Origin of the sequence: Enterobacter sp. PP-008-ECC_S150, assembly GCF_045257065.1 — a bacterium.
GTDB classification, from domain to species: domain Bacteria; phylum Pseudomonadota; class Gammaproteobacteria; order Enterobacterales; family Enterobacteriaceae; genus Enterobacter; species Enterobacter chengduensis.
In genome coordinates this window covers 52719-72915 of sequence record NZ_JBJHHG010000023.1, presented here as the reverse complement: position 1 = coordinate 72915, position 20197 = coordinate 52719, and the positions used below count along the sequence as shown (strand labels likewise).

The window sequence follows — 20197 nt, the reverse complement described above, 5'->3', positions numbered from 1 at the left end:
TAACCATCATCAGTTGTGAAGTAGTGATTCACGACTTCAAGGCGCTTTTCGAAGGGGTATTTTGGCTTTGACATATCAGGGACTATTCCATTTCATCGTCCAACAAAATGGGTGCAGTACAGGTTAATTGAAAAATTACTCGGGGCTTTCTGCTTTTACCACAGTCAAACAGTGTTACCGCTGGCTGGGGCAAAAGCCTCCAGCACCAGCGTTATTATACCACCCTGCCCTGATCAGCCAAACACCCCGCCTACATAAATTACTGATTTTTCATTTATTTGACATGATTCACTTCCGGTTGTCGGCGAAAGTCATTTTATACTAAAGAAAAGGGTAACGGGCAGCTGCTGGGTCGGAACATACAGTGCAGTTCCTGCCCGTTTAATTTCCGGATGCAATGGTAGGATCAGGAGGCACTGCTTCCGTTGATTAGGGAAATCTTATGTGCCTGAATACGGCTGTATTCGAGATGGGATGCAATATTACAGATGCGCTCCAGTCGATCATGCAGCCTCGTGTAGGTCAGTCGATGAATACCGGACATTTCATCAAGTAGCCAGCGCTTGATGTAAGGGTTACAGGAAAGCCGGGCAAGATCGTCGTCATCCACTTCGTCAAAGAACCAGTACTGCTCCATCGGGACTACCTGAAATATCCACGGCCGGGGATAGTCCCCTGTGACAACCAAAAACCATGCAAGAAAGCATAGACACAGCTCAACGACCATAAGCATCGAAAATTGCGAATAACTTAGACCGGGCACATAGGGTGAACTATCCGCAACATACCCCCTGAGCAATTCCGCCACAAGGTAGCCCAATAGCGTCAAGGCCAGCATCAGGGTCAGGATTAATCCCCCATTAAACGCTACCGAAGCCTTTTGAACCCGATCAGGTGCTGTCCGGCTGCGATAGTTGGTCACTACTCTTTCTACAAGTGCCCTTATGGCAGCCTGTTCTTTACTGACATCAGCTCCGGAAAAACCGGACGGGCTTTTATTTAATTCAGTCATACCCCACTCCTGTTATGTGCTCTACTTAACAAACACGTAGATCATACAGAGCTCACGGACGCACTCCTGCCAGATAAAGGAGGGAATTTGGCTGTAAGACGGTTAGCCAACAGTTCAGGTTATGCGTGGGATCCGCCCAGTCAGAAAGGATTCCGTTAATAACAGGCAAGGTTAAAGGCAGATGGACGGTGAAATTGTGGGTGCTAAAAGGGGGTATTACTCTTTTTCCTGCATAGCGGTTTTTTCAGCCCGGGTGGCCAGACGAACATTTCCGAAAGGCTCACGGACAAGCAGTGGCTTCTCCTTCTTCCAGCCCCTGATAGCCGTTTCTCCAAACCGACGTGGTGCATTGCCGTTCCAGCGAGCAATCACATGGTTATCATGAATTTCAATAATGACAACGGGGTGGACAATGACCGTTGAAATGGTGGTATTTCCCATTTTGGTACGGGTTACAGACCAAACCTGCATCCCGGATTCCAGCTGGCTGATTTTCATATTATATCCTTAAGCCATCACGAACTGCGCCACAAACAATTAATGTGGCGCAATTTACCATAAACAATAAACATCAGATACCCGTGAAAAGATTTCCCTTTATTTTAAAATTCTTCTGGAGAAAAAATGATATTTCCAGAAGAGGTCAGCGAAATTCAGAAACGGCCATCACAATGGTGCTGCGCTGACGCTGGCGTTCTGCCTTGCGCTGCCTGCGGCGATAGATCTGTTTTGCGCTGACGTAAGGGCAGTCCTCACGGGTATACCAGCAGCAGCCGCAAGGTTCGGGCCGGGGTTTTCCGGCAAGTCCAAATGGTTTCATCAAGTCACCTTTTTAATGTTTTTAATGGAAAGATACTTACCTAACCCATTGTTTTATAGGAAATAACGTTGTTGCATAAACAGATACAGATAACCCTCAGGAGAAAACATGCAAAGGTTATCAGTGATAACCGCGTCCAGATACCGAGTGTCAGTCTGTAAACGTTTTATCACCAGAAAATGTGCTGCCGCAGCCTTAATGCCAGAACTACCGTTTACAACATTATGTATACCCGCTTTGAATAACGAACGAGCATGAATTACCTTTTCCCGGGCCGCTTCGATCTCAGCATTAATAACGCATTGCCGCGCCTGGATGACTGCCTCTCCGGTTAAATCGCGGAAATTCATTAGAGATGTGATCATGATTGACTCTCCAGATTATGTGGAATCATTATAACAACTGGCACCACGCCACAAATAACCTGAGATAAATTCTTTGAAATATTCCTATATATAAGGAATTACAGTCGGAAAAGAAACAATGAAATAGCGCCGACCGCTTAAAATCGATAAATTAAAATGGACGGCACTGGAATGAAAAACTGAAAGTAGTAAGACCGTAATTATCCTTCACGGATGTAAGCTTTAAAAGAGGAGTACTGGCAAAGCTTTGCCAAGTACTTCGGCGGTTGTGTCTACGATTTTACGGATGTCATCGATCTGCGAAGGCTTATTCAACACCACCGTAAAAAGCTCTCCTTCGTTATCAGCCTGCTCGCAGTTTCCGTATCGGCTCCCGTCGTACAGCTGCACAATACGTGACATAGAAGACTTTGTTTGTTTCATGGCTTTGCACCTGCTTTTAGGCAGTTTGGTTACTGGTTATCAGAAGCTGGTTTCATGCGCTTCCGGCTGGGACACGAACTGGTATTTGACGCCGCCAGGCACACCTACTGCTTCGGCAATAGAGTCGCAAAGCCGCGATAAATCATTTAGTGTCATCGGATATTCAATATCTACTGAATATAAAGCACCTGCATTTTCAGCATCTTCGATGTTTTTATACTGGGCACTAAATATAGCAATGGTCTGAATTTCGTGGTTATGCATGAACCGGTCCTTATTAAATTATAAAAGCCACCCGAGAGTGGCCTGAGTGGAAACTTAAATCTGTGAAGTATATTTGAGAGATTTTTTGCGATCCAGATGCCGGGCAACAATGGTTCCGATAACAAGTAGCGTGATGACCGCACTGAAGAAGGTGCTGTCAGGGACGCCCTGGAAAAAATCACTGAAACTGTAAACAATAAAAATCAATGCGCAAAAATAGAAAACGATACGAACATAAGGGGTAAAAAACATTTTCATCGGTTGCCTTCCATTCAGGGAGAATTCTCAGTAATTACATCACACCTGAAGAGAAACTATTTTCGTATAAATGAGCATTTTCGACATATCAGAGGGGGGTTTTACTCATAAATGAGGTAGTAAGGGTCACACTTGAGATGAAAGTTACTTTCCTGGCTGCGAACGAACTATCTCAAATGTTAGAGGTGTGCGTTCGCCTTAAGAGCTTCATGCCCTGAGGAGCTCAACTTGAGCCGATAGTATAAACCTGGCTCCAGATGCCTTACTGGCTGGCATAACTCCACGAGGCCCAGCCGGAACAGGACCGGAGAGCTCCTGCACGTCACATCATCAGGATTCCCCATAAACGTACGCCGTTCTCTGGCCCGTCTGAAATTGCCAGAGATATCATAGATCGTGCCGGATGCCATCCGTCTTAACACGTAAATCTGCGCCCTTGTAAGCTTCTGGGCGGAACTGCTTAAACCTGACATACCTTCCCGGCCTTATATAAAACAATCCGCCAGCAGCTCGACTGGCGGACAATGTTTGACTGGATACAGCAAGGACATACTATTTGCTGACAAGTTTGATATTGGTTTCACTCATTCGAAGTCGAAACTCCTGAAAACCCTGCTCTACCGCTAACTCCAGCCACTCAACGGGAATGGTATAGCTACAATCAGACCCACCCAAAGCGGCATCACAAGCGTAATCCCAGTCCTCATCCAGTTTTGGATTCATCCCCTGGGCGTAAGCCACAGTATCGCGGGATGCGGGAGAGCCCTCAAGCTCAGCATTAGTGATCAGGTATACACCATGACTGTGCGCGAGAAGCACTTTTGGCACCAGATGTGTGCTGGCAATTTTTGAGGATGAGGGAAAGAAAACCCTACCAGCTTTACGCGCCTCTTCTTCAGTCTGTCCCTCAGCGTTAAGGAGGGCTCCCCCCGGATAGCATGCCGGGTCATAGATCTGATCTGGGGTGACCGAAAACGTTTTTGCGGTGCGAATTTCTTCGATCAGTTTATTGATATCTGCCATTTCAAATACGAGAGTGGTCACAGGCTTACTCTCCCTCTTCAGTGGACAACATCAGATACTTTGTTGCCAGCAGAAGCTCTCCCACATCCTTGAGGGACAATTCAGCTTTGCCTTCTACGGCAAGCTGCAAGCGCTGTCGAATTGCATGAACAGAATCTGAAGATAAAGATGCCATTTTGCGCAAAACGGCATTAGCCTTTTCTACAGCAGGATACAGAATTTCTGAGTTGGTATTATCTTCGTCATTATCAAAGATAATTTCAGAATCCATATTGATGTTATCTTCAAGCCAGCTTGAAAGCACTTCAAGTAATGACATCACCTTTTCAATTTGCATATCGCCTCCTCTGTTAACATGAAACAAATATAACAAAGTGGCTTACCCGGCTAATAACCTGAGCAGAAAGTTTTCGAACTTAGTTTGAAAACAAGTTTTCTGCTCAGGTTAATGTTAAAGTCGCTGGGTAAAAGATAAAAGGCACTGAAGATGATTTAAGCATCAAACAGACTAAATAGGATTCCGTCTTTTATAACGCTTTTAAAATAGAATGAATGAAATATAAATTTTGCGTTTAAGAATGAACGCTGTAGAGGATGATTTATCCAGTGATATGCAGTTTGTGGCCTTTAAAAAGGCTTTATTATGGACTTGAATTGCAAAGAGAGCACCGACATTTTTCTGGGGGCTCCCGCAGAGAAAAAGCTGTGAGGTTATGAAGACGTATAGGAGGTATTCGGCGAAATACTGTATGGCCACAGGAGAGCTTCAGCACCCATATCCTGCCGCCTCGCTCGCCTGTGGTGATTTCAATATGTTCTACGTCATACCACGTAGTTGTATTTCTCACTTTGTTTATGCTTCCTGACACCGCGTGAACGCAATCTTCGTCTGGATGCGTTCATAGATGGAAAACTGCCTTTCAATGGAATCGGCATTAGACAGTAATTCATGAAGCTCAGCAGAATCTGTATCAGGAACGATAGCGACAGAAACTCCATATTTACGCCCAGTTCTGATCAGGTGCGCAAGTTTTTCCTTCTCTGATTCTGTGAGCATTGCCAGATCCCTTCCGGATACCTGCTCGATAAATGGACCAAGGTTTTTCGGAAAAAAGGGTTCGGCATCAGAATTATGTACCGGGAGCGTTTGCGGCTTATCGAAGCTATTGGACATGAAAAGAACCTTTATAGTTAGAGAGGTGGAGACTGAATGCGTAGCCCATTAAAATTAGTAGTGCCACACTCGAATGCTAATCATACTTTATGATGGCTATGGTAGGAATGGCCGTCAACTTAAACCGCCAGAAGCGAGCCATTCACCGTTAAAGTAACTTTCCCGTATGATGTTCTTTTTATGGAATGAGTTGTTCACACTCCTCTTTAAGAGCCGCCCTGGAACGAGATCGACAGACTTTGCTTAATGAAGAGCGTAATTGATGTTCATCAACCCCATCAGCGACAAACTGACCAATTTTCTTTTCAAGACGCTGCATTGCCTCATAAAGCTTGGCATCAGTATTATTTTTAAGAAACCTCAGTATATAATCAGCAATAATTTGAACAGGAGTAAAGTTACACATCATGTATCCTTAATAAGTTGTGTAAAAATAAAACCATAAAAAACATAATCAGAAGTAGATTATTATACTTGAGTAAGCTTTTCAGCTAACAAGCTGGAGAAGCAGATTCCGGTAAATTACTACATATTTGATAAAAGTTACTGAATAAAAAAGCCCAGCGTACCGGGCTTTCATTCAATTTGATTCTAAGAATCTGACTCGCCGCCTGATTTTTATACCAAGAAGAGCGAACAAAACGCCAACGAATGCGACGGGACTACCTACTTTAAGACAATTAACCGACGCTTTTGAAAAGGTATGTGATTTAGACATACGTTTTTGCTCATAACGAATCGCAAGTGGTGAGACGGATTTATCTAAAGCTGTCTTTTCCAATGCATAACGAACTTTCACGGGAATATTTGACTGTAATACACCAGACATATACGCCCTAACAACATTCTGTGTTAACTTCACATCTGGCTTGCCGAGTTTTATATGTAGTTGCGCCTTTAAATAGTTTACAGATACCTCTTCGCCTGAGGGCCAATTACTATCATTTAAATATGCGACAAGTTTATCGTATTTTTCATGTTTTACATATTTCTTGATAACCTTTACAGTCGAAGCTGAAGTGGCATCAGTCTCTTCCGAACCTAAAGCAGATGTAAAAACTGACAAGCCGATAAGAAAAGCGCCAGCAATTAGAAGCATCGGGAATATCTCACCTATTTCCTCCCCCTTTAAAATTTTAAAGGCAGTTGAAGAAACTACTAATAGCCCCATAATCCCTAATAGCAACTTAGAATATGTAGTTAGGAAGCCTCCAAATGCATCGCCAAAATCCGAAACCACTAACTTATCTTCACCTTCAGATGAATTGAAGAATGACAAGGGCACATCAATATCAAAGTCCAGAACTGAAGGTGAGAGGTGTAATGACAGCAACCACAAGCAAAGACCAAAAATCATTATCAGCAGGCCCGCACCAAATATCGCGAAACCTGAATTTCTAATCTTTATAGACCGGTGAAAAAGAAATGACAGTTCACGGGAAAAATCGTCACTACTCTTAAGGTTACGCACCATGATCTACCCCTTTTTGTGTCAGTCGGGTGCGCAAATTCTCACGCATGGCAAGAACCTGTTTTTCTGTTTCCCTGAGCTTAATAGCCCCTTCTCTCTGGATTTTAACAACATCGCCAACCGTCTGGATAAGCGTATCCTGCACCTCTTTAAGGGTGCTTATATCAATAACCAGCCGTTGGTTTGCTTTCATAGTTTCTACTGCATTGCGATGCAGTAATTTTGCATTACTACGGAGTAACTCATTGTTGGCATTATCGATATCATTGGCAAGATTTACAGCGTTACGCTGTCCATTTAGAGAAATGGCTAACAGAAACTGACGCTTGAAATTAGGGACAGTAACCTCTTTGACGCTATGAAACTTGTCGATAAGACTTTGGTTATTTGCCTGTATAATCCGTACCATTGGCAATACTTGCATAGCAGACTGCTGAGAAACAACTAAATCGCCAATACGTTTTTCTAAATTAGCAATTAGCGTATCCAGATCAGATACTTCCTGGAACTTAGCAGGATTGTTACCAACATTAGCTCTGAGATTTTCTGCTTTTAATTGTAATTCTCCCAGCCTTAATTTACCGGCAGCAATATGTACACCTGTTAAGTGGTGTTCTTTAACGACTTCATCAAACATTTGCTGGAGCGAAATATTATTAGAACCGAGGCTATTCTGTGTAACTGAAACCTCTGAAACCAGAGCATCGATTTGTTCACGAGTTGATTCAAACTGTGCGGCGAAATTCTTCCCACGGGTGCGGATTTTATCCAACAAAGGGCCAATAACTGGCAGATTTGAACGACTTTCAGTTAAGTTCGAGATGTTTACATTTCTTGCAAGGTTGATAATTTCAGTTAATTTGCTCCCGGCTTCGTCTAAATCTTTATTGCGAATTTGCTCAAGCAGGCTATCCGCATAATTAGCAGTGTTTTCCCCCATTGCCCGGCCAAAACGATAAACTGTTCCTGGATCATCGGCATTAATGCATTCCGCGACGGCTTTAATCTCTTGTTCATCTTGCTCATTCAGCCCGAACTTTTCCAGTTCAGCGGAAGTCAAAGTAAAAGCAACAACCTCAGTTTTGGTGGTCAAATTATTAATCATTTTTGGAATCCCTCTAAATTTTGTCGCAGGCTTTTTAGAAGAGCCTCGTGGGCCTGATTAGCTTTTCTAACAATCGTAGGGTCAGTGTTATTTACTGATAACAGCGAAAGTGTGTGTTGCCGCCATACTGGAACCAGGACTTTTATAGTTTCGTTAAAGCGGTCAGCAATATCTATACAAGTCCCGCGAGTGATTTCCATCTGCATGGCGGCCATTTCATGAGACGCAAGCAGTGTTGCCAGGTTAGCTAAACGTCTGGCAAATCTTTCCCTCGGTTTATCGAAGACAAGGCTTAGATCGTCACTATTTTTTTCTTCGGTAGAATCCCTAAGGAACTCATGGCCTGCCTGGATAAAAATTTTAAGGCGTTTGATTTCTGACACATATGTTTCAAGCAGCTCTTCTAAAGCCAGTAGCGTCTCATTCACATGTGTCAGATATCCGTTCCCCTCATTAATAAGATTTTCCACCTTCTCACGTGCGTGTTGGTAACGAACGCGCTTTTCAAGGTGTTTGCCCGTAAAGCGGGAAAACCAGGATGGATTGCTACTGATAGAACGTGGATCTGCCTCCGCTAAGGCACTTACGATACGGTTCAAGGCTCCTGATAAAGCGGTAACTGCGTCTTTCTCCAGAAGATTTGAATACTTATCCATAGCCTTCGAAGATAAAGCCGAGTCGCCGTAATGGCTTATTGCCCCAGCATTAAGCAGAAGACCGGGTATAAATTCTTCTTTGAGTTCTGCTATCGATATGTTGCTGCTGTCAGTTGAAACGTTCATTTTTGCCTCAAAATGGTTATCCATGACAGCCTATCATTTACCGTTCTGCTGATTTTTCGGTTAAAGCGCCAAAACCTGGGTTTATCCGTTTTCGAGGCAAAAAAATAGAATCTGATCCTCACGTAACCCTTTGCCATTCTGATTAAAGGAGAAGTCCCCTACTGTCTGTGCACTGAATTCAGCACTGGATGAAGTTAGGACATGAAGTGCACATAGATCCCCTGCTTGACCTACCAATCACCGCCTTCAATGTTTAGATCTGGTGACCTTACAGCGACCATTTCTCTAACCGGATGGTCATTGTTGTCGTGGCTGCTCCCCAACAGCAGGCTTACCGTTCCGCTGGCAGAGTAATACATCGCGTCAGGAAAGTGCTCCCTGACCTCCTAAAGCAATTTGTTCATGCTGTTAGTTAAACGATAAAAGCGTCGGGCTGCGTTCGGCATAGCTTCTTCCAGGAGGTCAGAAGCATCAATCTCACGGCCGTTTATAACGCGGAGAATATCTTGCTCATCCATAGGTTACTCCCAGGCAATAAATCAAAGTGGCCAGGCAAAAGGAGACTCGCCTGGCATCAAAAAGAATAAAAGGTCGTTACGAACTGATAATGATGGCCTGGTCAGTTTGAGGAAGTCGGTTTCCTCTGATGAATGCTGGATGGCTTAAACGAGCAGATGACATGGTCATCGCCAGAAATGTCTCTTCACGCGAACGCAGCAATTCCCCCCATGAATAGGTTTCCCATACGTCGTGGGAAAGATCGGATTCCTTTATGTACCTTGACTGCATTGTTGGTTCAAAATCGACGGGAGCTAGACTGTCATAGGATGGATGTACACGGTACCCCAATTCTTCCTCCCTCTGATGGTATGCATGTGCCAAAAGGACATCATGGGAGACCAAGTCATAGTCTTTGTCCTGAACGAGCGTTTTTACGGTATGACTAATTTTTCCAAAGCCTTCAATTTCCCAGATTGTTATCATTGTGAACTCAGTTAAAGTCCGTGGGCTTTTTACCAGAAAGCCATTTAATGCACGTCGCCCCTTCAACATGACAACGTGGTAGGACTTGTTGGGATAAGGTTTCATTGCCACCAGCGAATCAGCTTTAAGCTCAAGTGACAATTCAGGTACAGAAACTGACACGAGAGTACACTTGTTTTTCATATGGTGAAGAATACGGGGCACAAGATGCAGATACATCATTTTCTCCTTTGAAGGATATACCAGGCAGCTCCTCAGCAGCATCAAAATATTTAAATCACTCTTTAATTAGTAAACCACTGCTGATTAACTTCTTTTATGTTTCACAGAAATTATTCGTTTTGTTTCTGTTCGTTATACTGCTCAAACCAGAAGACGACCGGTTTTTCTACAATATGAAGCAACCCAAAACGTTCTGCGGTACGGAAATTCACGCTATATGCGCGAGCCCGTTCAACCTGTTTGGTAATTTCTTTTCTCATTCCTTCAACACTAAAAGCTCCTTTAAAAAGGTTGCAGGGGGCGCATGATGGAAATAAGTTTTCTATAGCATGCAGTTCAGGGTGCATAACCTTACCCGTACTTCGGGCAACATGAGTTACGCCGCTGCCGACAGGGGCTCTCACCAGTTCAAAGTCGCGTCGAACAGGCTCAACATGATCGGCATGCCACCCTTTTTCAGGAAGCTTGCAACCACAATAGGCACAACGCCCCCCAAATTTCATTCGCAGCTCAGCTCGCTGTATTTTAGAGATCTTATTTTTAGGTTTTGAGAACCTACCATCAGGTGATTCAGCTTTGGATAACTTTGCTGAGGGCTCAGGTAATTCAACTAAATTCCCGTTGATATTTATCACCTTGACCATATCATTTTCCGCCTTTACTAAGCTCACGGGCACAGGAACTGGCTTAAGTAACCGCTAAAGATAACAGCCACTGACTGCATCTACCCAGACCTTCTGTTTATACTCAATAGGCCACCCCTCTTTATCTGCCCGGATGACGCAATCATTTACCGTGGTGCGTGACCGGATACGAACATCAAGCGGAAGCGAATCGTTATCCACACGAGCCTGTGCCTCATTTAAAATGCGTAAAAACATCTCTTTGGTCATTCAGATACCCCCTCAACTTTGCGAATTTTGATCAGATGAGGGCGACTCAGTTTACAAAGTTGTTCTGTCGCTTCATCAATCGAATTGAACCGATGAGCCTCTTCGATATTTAAAGTCCAGTATTTCGCTTTCCCTTCTCCCAGATCGGACTCAAAATAATTTCGCTTTACATCCATTTTTTTAGGCCTGCCATTTATCTTGACGACATTATGTCTGTCATCAAAAAGAAATTCGTCCCCCTCAAAAGTGATTAATACAAATGGCCCCTCAGGCTTGGAAGTCCGGGAACTTTCCATTTTCAAAGTCATACTTCAGCCTCTCGATAGAACTCATGAAACGTCAAATTAAAATGGACTCACACCACACTGATTCAGTATTCCTCCTGAACCCCATTAGGCTCTGTTGTGATTTCATATTTAATTCCGCCAGGTGCTCCCACAGCGTCCGCGACCGACTCACACAGCAGCGAGAGATCGTTGAGGGTCATTGGGTGTTCAATGTCCAGCGTGAAGAGTTTCCCGGCTTGCTTGGCGGCTGTCTTGTCAGCATGTTCGGCATTAAAAAGGTATACGGTGTGTTTTTCCTGAGCGGGTGTATTTTGATTTTGCATTGATGATCCTTTTGTTTAGTTCCCCGATTCCGGGGGTGAGTGAATTAATTTAAATTTATATTCGTCTGGTTTAATTAGAACGTTTCCACGCTATGCGTAAACAGGTAATGCAAGGGCTGTATCAACAGGATTAAAGTTACTTTTCTGGATGCAGCAACGCTTGGACATGATGTCCACATTACATCACGATCAAAGCTAAGTTTTTTTTGTATAACCCCTCCATTTTCGTGTGTTTCGCGTTTCAGACGCTTATACGACCTGCTTGACCATCCTCATCAGAAGGCGGTTTAACAGTCCTTTCGCTGTCGGGCGATTGCTATCGACATAGTAAAAACCTGTTTTGGTCGTACCGTGAGCACTGCTCAGCACCCTCAGTTCCCAGATAACGTCACGGATAACGCCGCCATTTTCTGGCTTAAGGCATTCAGATAAATGGCGCATGAAACGAGCTCTTACGGCACGGTAATAGCGGAACTCCTCTGGCTGGTTAGTATTTTCTTTCACCCGGAGTCGCTGGTTACACAGAGTTAGAACTGCATCCATCATTCCCGCCTTCAGCTTCGCCTGGATCGCACCTTGTTGCTGTTCCCTCTCACCTTCGAGTAACGTTAAAATTCTTTCTCCGAGTGCCGTCTTGTTGTGTACGTGCAACTGAACACAGGCAGCTACGCATGCCCAGAATCTGAACTTTTTTATCTGTCCACGCAATTTCCGGGCTACAACCTGACGGTATGCAGAATCACTGAGTATTTTAAAACGCCGACTGGCAACCAGCTCTGGAAGCGACACTCTGTCGCCTATCCCCAGGCGGGAAAAGGTTTGTCCCCGTTGTGCGAGACGATGATAGACAGCGCCCTTGCCTTTTGAAATTCGGACCGCGCCATAACGAAGAAGATACTGAGCAGCAGTCGTTGGAGTAAACTCACCGTCAGCGATGCGCTGGCGTAACCCGTCGTATTCATGCCAGATAATCCAGGACGCCGTATCTTCTTCAACAGTCAGCTCATCCTCTTCCTCGAATGCCACGACGACAGAACTGCTCTCTCCGGTCTTTAGGCTACGTGAAGCCCTGGGGTCAGCCTGCCCGTCAAAATAGGTCATCAGCGGCAACGTATCAGTCAGTCCATCATAAGCTGTACCGAACCGGCCTCCGGGCAGTTTCATCCAGAGTGGAGCTGGCATTGGTGTACGGGGCACAGGCTGCATGTCAGGCTCATCCTCAAGAAGGTCCAGATCGGCCTCTTCCCAGACCCTGCGATAGATCTCAATTGCCCGAAACGGGCGAGGGTTGAAACAGTGCAACGACCAGAGGAAATCAACGTGGATCACGTTTGCTTCCTGTACAAGCCGAAATTGTGGCTCAGCCATACGACGGTTATAAGCCGTATCGTCAACCTCGCCGGAAAGTAGCTTTCTGCGATGCTCTGCCGCACGTCTTGCTTCAACATAATCAAGGCTGCAACAGGCATGAAAAAGACGTTCAGTCAGGGACGAAGAAAAGATATTGGGTTGAAGACGCACATATCCGCCTTCGAACACTTTACGACCGATATAATCCCGCAGGCTCCAGTCGTACTGGATCTTAGAAAGAAATCGCTGAAGACGACTCAGGCCAGCCTGATAACCGTATTTCTCCGGGTCAGTTCGAAGGAGCGTTTCCATTGAATGGTCAACCCCTACTGCTGTGCAAAACGAGCCCCACAAGCTGATGTTCGAGTGGGTTTCTCCGGCGACCAGATACACTCCCCGGTGGCGTCTTTATAAAGCGTTGCCAGGCTGAAGTTATCCGGCATAAAGCTTGGTAAAGGGAAGCGTGATTCGGAACCACAGGCCATCAGAAAAGACCAGATGTCCTGAGTGCGCCACTCCTTTACCGGATAGAGTTCACCACCGTGCTCAGTCAGGGTTACTTTCCTCGCCTGCCCTCCCATTTTGAGGATATTTCCGGCCCTTCGGGCACTTTCATCATCCCTGGAGCCCAGCATCAGGCATACCCTGCTTCGAACGGATGCCGGGGCGTTTTTCAGGTAACGAGCTTTGGCCTGGCGCAGGGGCGCGATTTTGTAGTCGGTTGAGCACTGTCGGGTAGAAGAATTAGTCCAGGTCGGAAGTCCGCGCCCAGTCAGAATGCGGCCGACCCAGCTCTGCGTAAGAGACGGTCGGGCGACAAGGACTGTGACCGGTAGCTGGTGTTCAGCAATGAACATTCTGAGCTGGTTGAGAACCTGTGAAGCCTGATAGTGCATCTCAGGGTTTTCGATCAGCGTATCGGACATCTGAATGAAATGATGTTCGCTGATATTTGTGCCGTTACGTACTGCCCTGATCAATGCCATCAGAAACAGGTGCAGAAGAGAATGGGAGTCTTTGCCGCCACTGTATCCCACGCACATTGTCCAGCCGTCCGTAATAGCCTGATAAATAGCAGATGTGGCTGACATGACCAGAGAAGAAAGACTCACAGTCTCCTTTTCATCGGTATAGTTCAGATCGGCATCGGTTGTCAGGGTCTCCCAAACATCCGCCCATTTATCATGTTTCAAAATGGCAGCATTAGCCGCCTCAGGAAAAATAACTTCTGAGGATAATTCAAGGAATGAGTCGCTTTTTTCAATAAACATATATTTTCCTGAACCACGGTATATGCTGCATCACTGATATTATTAGAACTTTAAAATAACTACAGCGCAACCATTTAGCGAAATTATATTAAATCAAAATCACGCGGATTTAATGTCAATATATATAAAAATAATCCATTGTAATTTAATCACCCGGCACAGCTATTAGTTATAGGTTGGCGGCGTAATAAATGCCGTATTATTTGTTTTCAACTCAGACAGCGGAATAAAAGGAGTGTTAAGAGTCATGTCATCACCACAATGGCGTGGTAGAGCTGAAAGCTGAAATGAATCTTTCATCACCCTAATAACCGGGCATTCCGTACGTGCTGATGGCATTACTTCCCGCAGCATCGCTTCCTGCTTTATGCTGTCGCTATGCTTATATTCATCCATGTCTTTTATTTCTTGAATTTCATCTTCACCACAAAATGACCAGTTAGCGTCATAGAAGTAAAACTCAGTTAAATGAAGATCGTTTTCTTTCACGTATGCCGCCAATTTGCGGATACGCTGTTCAAGCATTGTATCTATCCGTAAGGAAACACTCTGCGGAACGTCACTTGCAAATTCATTGATACAATCAACGGTAGAAACTATGAATTTATTGGTCATGGCAGGCTCCAGGCCACCGGGGAAACCGGTGGCTACGGTAATTGGCAGGCTTAAGCGCCGCAAAGGGTGTCAAGGGAAGGGAGAAGCTTGCTCAGCTTGTCGTAATCGAGCGGAGACAGTTCTGTAACGAGTTCGACCGAAAGACTAGTGTTGTCTTCTTCACACAGAATATAGATTCCGTCTTCTGGCTCTTTTCCGGCACATGCCTTCAGTCGTTTGTTAACGACCTCCTGGGCTGAATCCGCTACGTCGCAGCTCAGGACATAGCTTGCCACATAGCTGCTCTCACCGTGGTAATGCGTCACTTTACACAGAGCATACTGGATACCGGCTTTGTGAGCCTCATTCATGAGACGAGAAAACTGACAGCCATCCTGGTAATAGTGGGTATCCTTTGTGACCAGAATAGTCATACCCCCAAATTCATCTGTCCGGCTTTTACTGCATGTAAATGCAGCAGTAATTGTTACCATTTCCGAGAGGTCGAATACCGACAGCACGGCAGTTGTGAGGCAAATTGCATGGTCAAGATCAATGGTCTCTCCATGAAAAACTGCCAGCCCACTGCTGGTAACTTCTGTTGCGAACAACAGTTCATAATTGCAGTCTGGGCAGGATGGTTGCCCAAAGCTCGGCTCAGAAGGGTCATACTCAGGGTGGTTCTCGATAATACTGAGGATCAGCTTCTCAGTCAGAGAACAATCTGTCAGTGGCTTATCAAGCAAACGCTCACCTTCTGCAATTTCTGCTTCGGTAACGAATGTGATTGCTTCTTGTGCCATTTTTGCCTGCTCCTGAGTGCAGGGAATAATAAACGACGCCTGAGTATAATTATCTGCCACAGTTGACTCCTTGATTATTTAATTAATGTATTTGATGAGAAGATCATAACAAATACACTAATACCAACTAATAACCTGAAGGCGTTTTTTTAGAAAAAATATTAAGAAGAAGAATATGAACACTACCTCATCTTAAATTAATATCATTCAGGATTAATATTCATTTTTGCAAATAAAAACCGCCAGACGGCGGCTTTTATAAAGAGGGAAATATCATTGGAAGTTGAAATTACTTCACGGCAGGCCGACAAATTACGCGACTGCTGTGAGCTGAAGCGAAACTTGTAGAGGAAACTATAATCACCTTTTCTAAGTCGTCGGCACTGTCAGCAATATGATGCCGGAAAGCCTCCTCTGCATCACCAGGGGAGTCGGCTTCGACCAGGTAGGCCTGATCATCATCATCAAACATAATGCGCCCGGAAATGAGATAAAGTCGGCTCAAATCTGGCGTTGCTGCGCTCGTGCTTCGTTCGTTCAGATTCATTTTTTCTCCGTCTGTTGCTCGTAAAAAGAATGACGCCGGTTTAAAAGGCGTCGCCAGGGTTCGGGCTAAAACGCAGGGTTGCCATCGAGGAAGCTCATTGGCTGGCCAATAGCGGATGCCACCCTGAGAATTTCACCTGGTGTGGCATAACGCAGCATTTCAGAGCGTCCAAATTTCTGATACTCATCTACTGACATCTTTCTCCACTCTGGGTGAGGATCTTTTCCGCACAGTGACCAGTTGCTTTCAGAGGAATCACGACGGAGAACGTACACATCAAGCGAGGCTGTAAGCCCACTTCCATATCCCCGCTGCGCTACAATACGAACCTGAGAACCATCGTCGCGTTGCAACGTCTGGGTTAATTTCGTGATAGGATCCTGAGAATGCATGCCATTTACCTCGTTTTCAAAAGATTTACCGTAAGTAAATGATACCGAATCGAGAATTCTGGCTAATAGGTCAGAAGAAAAAATAATGAATATTTTTGAAGTGTAGGATAATGATTAGAATAAAATGGCCTGAATAAATCGCTAGCGGTTAAATCCGCTTATTTCAGAGAAGCTCTGATTTAGTAGTTAGGGAAAACGATGCGGTGAAAAGTAACTTTTACACCGCAATTCAGAAAAAAGTTTCAATTAGTCACATTACGAATAACCCGGCTTACTTTCGCATGTGCGTTCCCCTGGATGTTAAAGTAAAGCCCCTCAGGCAGACTCGTCGCCCACTTAACTCCTCGCTCAGCCATACGCTTCGGTGTTTCCAGCCAACCACGAGGAATATTGCCCGTAACGTCACCGATAACCCGTGAAATGCATGCTGCTACCCGGATGCCGCCGGGAATATCGCATTCGGATTCAACAATATGCATAACCTCAAATAAAGCACCATGCCGCTGGACATGATCGCCAATGTGCAACTCGATAGGAGAAACCATTTCTGTATCTGACTTCATATCTGTCCACCTTTAATTTAGAAACCGTCTAAATTACCAATATAGTTAATGTACCGGATGTTAATTCAACAAGTTCTGTATCACAACCATCAGTTTTTTTTGTTGGGTCTATATCGGAGAAACAAGTGAATATTGAATACACTCGTTAATACAGACAACCGGAAATGAATGGCACCCTAATTATCTCTGCGGCGTATGCTAAGCCGTTAATATTGTCATTTTATGGTAGAAACAATGCAAAATGAATAAACCGCTTGTCGCTTCAAACCACTTTATCAAAACCGTTAACTTGCATTAAGCCCGATACAGTTCGGCGAGCTCGTCCAGCATGGGGTTACTCTTATATCCCGGTGCGGCCGTAAAAAGGTTTCGGGAAATCGCCAGCCATTCCATGATTTTGTCCGTCGCCAGCCAACGTCTGCCAAGTCGCTCGGCTGCGATGGGAACTTTATGCAGGCCAGCGAAGGGATCTACAACAAGATCTCCCGGCTCTGTCAAAAACTCAATCAGAAACGCTGCAAGCCTGGTAGGAGACGTTGCACCATGCAGCGGAAAACCTAGCTCGCGGGCAATGGAATGGCAAAATCTCGTATCAGCGCAGCTATTGCCGTAAAACAAAGTATTTTTGGGGATCGTTCCTTCTGTTTTATTTCCAAAGGATCCGCTTTTAAGCTGGTACGCCCCATCACCATAAAAGGTCGTGCGATTTTCACCGCCTGCTGCCTGCAATTTAAGATGCTGCTCTGAATGCGGTTGCAGTACACGTAAGTTGTTTGAACGAACCTTACTCGCATCATTGGTAAACCACAGCACAGGCTCATACGATGAGCAGAGCTGCACTCGTTGCTTACATGCCCAGTGCGTTGGCGATGGGGGCTTACTGCGATTCACCCACTGAAGCCTGTCCATGAGCTCAAGCCCCAGCTTGTCACATAATGCCAGTGTCAGACGCTCCAGATACAGAGAACGTGAAGGCCTGCCCCTATTAAAGCTATCTTGAGTGATATTCAATGCCACACTTGCGCCGGGTACAAGCTGTTTCACGATCGGTTCGAGGATACGCAGAAGCCAGTCAATATAAACCTGCTCGCCACGCCCCCCGCCATGCCCGTAGTCTCTTGAATTTCGAAGGAGGTAAGGCGGCGAGGTCAGGCAAAGATGAATTTGCTCTGTGATATTGCTGAAGAAGGCATAGGCGTTTCCAAAAACCGATGCCCCAAGAGAAGTTGAGAAACCGACAACACAGAGCTTTTCCCATGACTCGTGTAGGTTTGTTTTCGTCTTAGAGGAGTATCTCCAGACGCCCCGTTTTTCTGGAACGCGTTCGATGACTCCGGCCTGCCGAAGAGTCTGCTGAAACCAGCGTACTTTGTGTTTGACGCCGCTGGTTCTGGTTTTATCTGACCCAAATTCTTTCAGTTCGTGCAATTCGGCATCCGACATGCCAGTTTCACGCTGCACTTCGCGATAAAGCTCGTCGTTGCTCAACGGCAATTCGGAGGCTGCGTAGATCCGTGCAATTAAATCCGTAGAAATCGTGCTCATCAGCCATCCTTAATGGAGATGCAGTTTAAATATCGGCCTGATGGTTGGAAGGGGGATTACTAAATCAAACCGATCTGTTTATTTATAGGCTTTGTCAGGTCATGCAGCACAGCTGGGCATGCGCAAAGAGACCCAGTCTTCTTTAGCGGAGACACCTTCAAAAGTTGTACTCAATCAGCCCCAAGATTTTGAAACTCAATGTGCTTTTGCTCACACTCCTCCCTGCCCCACGAGCCCTGCCATTCACAGATGTCCCGGTACTTAATTTCCAGCTTATCCATCTGTGAGAGGTTAGCTGTTGCGAAGTCTGGCCATATGTCGTGCCAGCATGCGTTGTACGTGACGCCTGCTGGTGGGCAATACATCATTGCATCAGCATGGATAATTTCAACGCGAGGATCGTTTGCAAACGAGGCCGCAACGAGGTTAATAACGTCCTGTTCTTTTTCAATTACTGTTACATGGGTTACATCTTCTTTTTGAAGAATGGCGTGAAGCACCATCCCCAGACCAAGACCATTAATGAGCACGCGCCCGGTGGCTCGCTCTAAAAAATCCTGGCAGGTTCTGATCTCCATCGGGGTATTGGACATCACCACATCCCAGCCGTTGGACAAACGCCGATATCTACCGGGCGGGATAAACTCGTCTGTATTACCTGTATACTCGGCACGAAGGGCGAGGCTCATCGCCTTATCTGCGGTAATTTCGAATGTGTCCAGTTTCCAGGTTCCGGACGTGCCGTCTTTAACGGGTAAATCAGAAAAGCAGCTCTTCATCAAGGCAACCAAAATTCCAGTAATGTTGTTACGCTGAACCTATCACAAACCTGCTCTTAATACAGTTATCAGGAGTGACAGCGATCTTTGAGGAATCGTTTAAATCACGGGCATCCTGTAGCGGACGCCCGATATTTAATCAAATGTCGCAGGTGTTAAAGGAAGCGTTGCAAAGTTGCAACGTCTTCTGGAGCAACCTCCACGCAGCTCCTGACACTGTAGTGATTTTCGCCGTTGTAGTCGTAAACCCCACCGTCTTCAAAACTCAGCTGTTCAAGCTCGCCATGGCACTCTGAAATGAGTGCCGTCTGGCAAGCATTTTTCTCACAATCGCTGACGAGTAACCGAACATAGCTATTCTCATGGTCGCCGTTTCGGTTCTGGATTTTAACGATAAAGTGTTTTTCAGACATTTGTGCCTCCAGCACAGTTTGAGGTTAATTTAGCGTTGCCCCGGCTCACCGGGGCAAGAATAAATCAACCCTTAATGAAACTGTGCCCCCAGGTGTTAGGCTTAAATGCCTGCTCTTTGATATATGTTTTCATTACCTTGCAGGTTTTTTTCAGGGCTTTGGTATTGGCATCGGTTACTGAGATAAAATGGCGAGAATAACGGTTTTCCCGGTATTGCTTATCAGCGTTTGGGTCAATTGCTTCGCTTTGCAGGAGTCCTTCGTGCCTGCCAATTACTATTACGTAGTTCATTTCACCTGAAACACGATCCGTGAGTAATTGAATGGAAATATCAGTCGCTCGCGTGGCCTGGCTAGCAGAAATTTTTGCATGTAAGAAAGCTCCCTTTCGAAAGTTGGCCGGAGTCAAACCTGTAATATCCTCGGTGCTAAAATTAAGTGAAGATAGAGTTGAAAATAAATCACAGCTAATGACTTCAGTATTATTAGACATAACCCGGCTCCGCTCATATTCATGTTAAGGTAATTATATCA

30 protein-coding genes are annotated in these 20197 nt (G+C 45.2%); all 30 read right to left on the bottom strand.

Annotated features, from left to right (window positions below; all coding sequences use genetic code 11):
- Positions 1 to 406: 406 nt before the first annotated feature.
- Positions 407 to 1012: a hypothetical protein gene (locus ACJBF3_RS21420; RefSeq protein ID WP_000137794.1), complete on the bottom strand. Its 606-nt coding sequence runs from the start codon at positions 1010 to 1012 to the stop codon at positions 407 to 409.
- Between the two features lie 216 nt (positions 1013 to 1228).
- Positions 1229 to 1510 (bottom strand): hypothetical protein, encoded by a 282-nt coding sequence (locus tag ACJBF3_RS21415; RefSeq protein ID WP_000703842.1) that lies wholly within the window; start codon positions 1508 to 1510, stop codon positions 1229 to 1231.
- Positions 1511 to 1655: 145 nt separating this feature from the next.
- Positions 1656 to 1832, bottom strand: a complete 177-nt coding sequence (locus ACJBF3_RS21410; protein WP_000802040.1) for a hypothetical protein — start codon at positions 1830 to 1832, stop codon at positions 1656 to 1658.
- Positions 1833 to 1885: 53 nt separating this feature from the next.
- On the bottom strand, positions 1886 to 2197 hold the full coding sequence (locus ACJBF3_RS21405; RefSeq protein ID WP_000633161.1) for a hypothetical protein: 312 nt from the start codon (positions 2195 to 2197) through the stop codon (positions 1886 to 1888).
- A 222-nt stretch (positions 2198 to 2419) separates the two neighbouring features.
- Positions 2420 to 2620 (bottom strand): hypothetical protein, encoded by a 201-nt coding sequence (locus ACJBF3_RS21400; RefSeq protein WP_000814953.1) that lies wholly within the window; start codon positions 2618 to 2620, stop codon positions 2420 to 2422.
- A 39-nt stretch (positions 2621 to 2659) separates the two neighbouring features.
- Entirely contained in the window at positions 2660 to 2884 is a 225-nt protein-coding gene (locus ACJBF3_RS21395) for a hypothetical protein (RefSeq protein WP_000551490.1), read from the bottom strand.
- A 54-nt stretch (positions 2885 to 2938) separates the two neighbouring features.
- A complete protein-coding gene (locus tag ACJBF3_RS21390) occupies positions 2939 to 3142 on the bottom strand; it encodes a hypothetical protein (protein ID WP_000781547.1) in 204 nt (67 codons plus the stop codon).
- Positions 3143 to 3694: 552 nt separating this feature from the next.
- The gene (locus ACJBF3_RS21385) at positions 3695 to 4186 is read right to left on the bottom strand and encodes a DUF3085 domain-containing protein (RefSeq protein WP_001371932.1); all 492 of its coding nucleotides are present in this window, start codon (positions 4184 to 4186) and stop codon (positions 3695 to 3697) included.
- 4 nt (positions 4187 to 4190) lie between these two features.
- The gene (locus ACJBF3_RS21380) at positions 4191 to 4502 is read right to left on the bottom strand and encodes a DUF957 domain-containing protein (RefSeq protein WP_001165367.1); all 312 of its coding nucleotides are present in this window, start codon (positions 4500 to 4502) and stop codon (positions 4191 to 4193) included.
- Positions 4503 to 5018: 516 nt separating this feature from the next.
- A complete protein-coding gene (locus ACJBF3_RS21375; RefSeq protein ID WP_000071366.1) occupies positions 5019 to 5339 on the bottom strand; it encodes a hypothetical protein in 321 nt (106 codons plus the stop codon).
- Positions 5340 to 5517: 178 nt separating this feature from the next.
- Positions 5518 to 5745, bottom strand: a complete 228-nt coding sequence (locus ACJBF3_RS21370; protein WP_000336109.1) for a hypothetical protein — start codon at positions 5743 to 5745, stop codon at positions 5518 to 5520.
- Positions 5746 to 5919: 174 nt separating this feature from the next.
- Positions 5920 to 6813: a hypothetical protein gene (locus ACJBF3_RS21365; protein WP_000252081.1), complete on the bottom strand. Its 894-nt coding sequence runs from the start codon at positions 6811 to 6813 to the stop codon at positions 5920 to 5922.
- Positions 6803 to 7915, bottom strand: a complete 1113-nt coding sequence (locus ACJBF3_RS21360; RefSeq protein WP_000609386.1) for a toxic anion resistance protein — start codon at positions 7913 to 7915, stop codon at positions 6803 to 6805. The genes ACJBF3_RS21365 and ACJBF3_RS21360 overlap by 11 nt, the downstream gene beginning before the upstream one ends.
- A complete protein-coding gene (locus ACJBF3_RS21355) occupies positions 7912 to 8721 on the bottom strand; it encodes a toxic anion resistance protein (protein WP_000368643.1) in 810 nt (269 codons plus the stop codon). Before ACJBF3_RS21355 ends, ACJBF3_RS21360 begins: the two co-directional genes overlap by 4 nt.
- A 570-nt stretch (positions 8722 to 9291) precedes the next feature.
- Positions 9292 to 9903, bottom strand: coding sequence for a DUF6012 family protein (locus ACJBF3_RS21350; RefSeq protein WP_001371923.1), 612 nt, complete (start codon positions 9901 to 9903; stop codon positions 9292 to 9294).
- Positions 9904 to 10013: 110 nt separating this feature from the next.
- Positions 10014 to 10547: an HNH endonuclease gene (locus ACJBF3_RS21345; protein ID WP_000241452.1), complete on the bottom strand. Its 534-nt coding sequence runs from the start codon at positions 10545 to 10547 to the stop codon at positions 10014 to 10016.
- Positions 10548 to 10601: 54 nt separating this feature from the next.
- Entirely contained in the window at positions 10602 to 10796 is a 195-nt protein-coding gene (locus ACJBF3_RS21340) for a hypothetical protein (RefSeq protein WP_000159617.1), read from the bottom strand.
- The gene (locus tag ACJBF3_RS21335; protein WP_000172888.1) at positions 10793 to 11104 is read right to left on the bottom strand and encodes a hypothetical protein; all 312 of its coding nucleotides are present in this window, start codon (positions 11102 to 11104) and stop codon (positions 10793 to 10795) included. The genes ACJBF3_RS21340 and ACJBF3_RS21335 overlap by 4 nt, the downstream gene beginning before the upstream one ends.
- A 62-nt stretch (positions 11105 to 11166) precedes the next feature.
- Entirely contained in the window at positions 11167 to 11406 is a 240-nt protein-coding gene (locus ACJBF3_RS21330; protein ID WP_001180999.1) for a hypothetical protein, read from the bottom strand.
- 249 nt (positions 11407 to 11655) lie between these two features.
- Positions 11656 to 13068: a hypothetical protein gene (locus tag ACJBF3_RS21325; protein WP_022646499.1), complete on the bottom strand. Its 1413-nt coding sequence runs from the start codon at positions 13066 to 13068 to the stop codon at positions 11656 to 11658.
- Positions 13069 to 13082: 14 nt separating this feature from the next.
- Positions 13083 to 14027 (bottom strand): phosphoadenosine phosphosulfate reductase family protein, encoded by a 945-nt coding sequence (locus ACJBF3_RS21320; protein ID WP_406545248.1) that lies wholly within the window; start codon positions 14025 to 14027, stop codon positions 13083 to 13085.
- A 165-nt stretch (positions 14028 to 14192) separates the two neighbouring features.
- On the bottom strand, positions 14193 to 14642 hold the full coding sequence (locus ACJBF3_RS21315) for a hypothetical protein (protein WP_000182312.1): 450 nt from the start codon (positions 14640 to 14642) through the stop codon (positions 14193 to 14195).
- 50 nt (positions 14643 to 14692) lie between these two features.
- Positions 14693 to 15484: a hypothetical protein gene (locus ACJBF3_RS21310; protein ID WP_000774871.1), complete on the bottom strand. Its 792-nt coding sequence runs from the start codon at positions 15482 to 15484 to the stop codon at positions 14693 to 14695.
- A 229-nt stretch (positions 15485 to 15713) separates the two neighbouring features.
- The gene (locus tag ACJBF3_RS21305; RefSeq protein WP_001052325.1) at positions 15714 to 15971 is read right to left on the bottom strand and encodes a hypothetical protein; all 258 of its coding nucleotides are present in this window, start codon (positions 15969 to 15971) and stop codon (positions 15714 to 15716) included.
- 65 nt (positions 15972 to 16036) lie between these two features.
- Positions 16037 to 16363 (bottom strand): hypothetical protein, encoded by a 327-nt coding sequence (locus ACJBF3_RS21300; RefSeq protein WP_000556022.1) that lies wholly within the window; start codon positions 16361 to 16363, stop codon positions 16037 to 16039.
- 242 nt (positions 16364 to 16605) lie between these two features.
- A complete protein-coding gene (locus tag ACJBF3_RS21295) occupies positions 16606 to 16926 on the bottom strand; it encodes a hypothetical protein (protein ID WP_000834113.1) in 321 nt (106 codons plus the stop codon).
- 294 nt (positions 16927 to 17220) lie between these two features.
- Positions 17221 to 18471, bottom strand: coding sequence for a site-specific DNA-methyltransferase (locus tag ACJBF3_RS21290; RefSeq protein WP_000104393.1), 1251 nt, complete (start codon positions 18469 to 18471; stop codon positions 17221 to 17223).
- Positions 18472 to 18641: 170 nt separating this feature from the next.
- Positions 18642 to 19250 (bottom strand): hypothetical protein, encoded by a 609-nt coding sequence (locus ACJBF3_RS21285; RefSeq protein ID WP_000833775.1) that lies wholly within the window; start codon positions 19248 to 19250, stop codon positions 18642 to 18644.
- A gap of 155 nt (positions 19251 to 19405) precedes the next feature.
- Complete coding sequence (locus tag ACJBF3_RS21280) at positions 19406 to 19663, bottom strand: hypothetical protein (RefSeq protein WP_001290639.1); 258 nt, start codon at positions 19661 to 19663, stop codon at positions 19406 to 19408.
- A 64-nt stretch (positions 19664 to 19727) separates the two neighbouring features.
- On the bottom strand, positions 19728 to 20156 hold the full coding sequence (locus ACJBF3_RS21275) for a hypothetical protein (RefSeq protein WP_000069824.1): 429 nt from the start codon (positions 20154 to 20156) through the stop codon (positions 19728 to 19730).
- Positions 20157 to 20197: the final 41 nt, after the last annotated feature.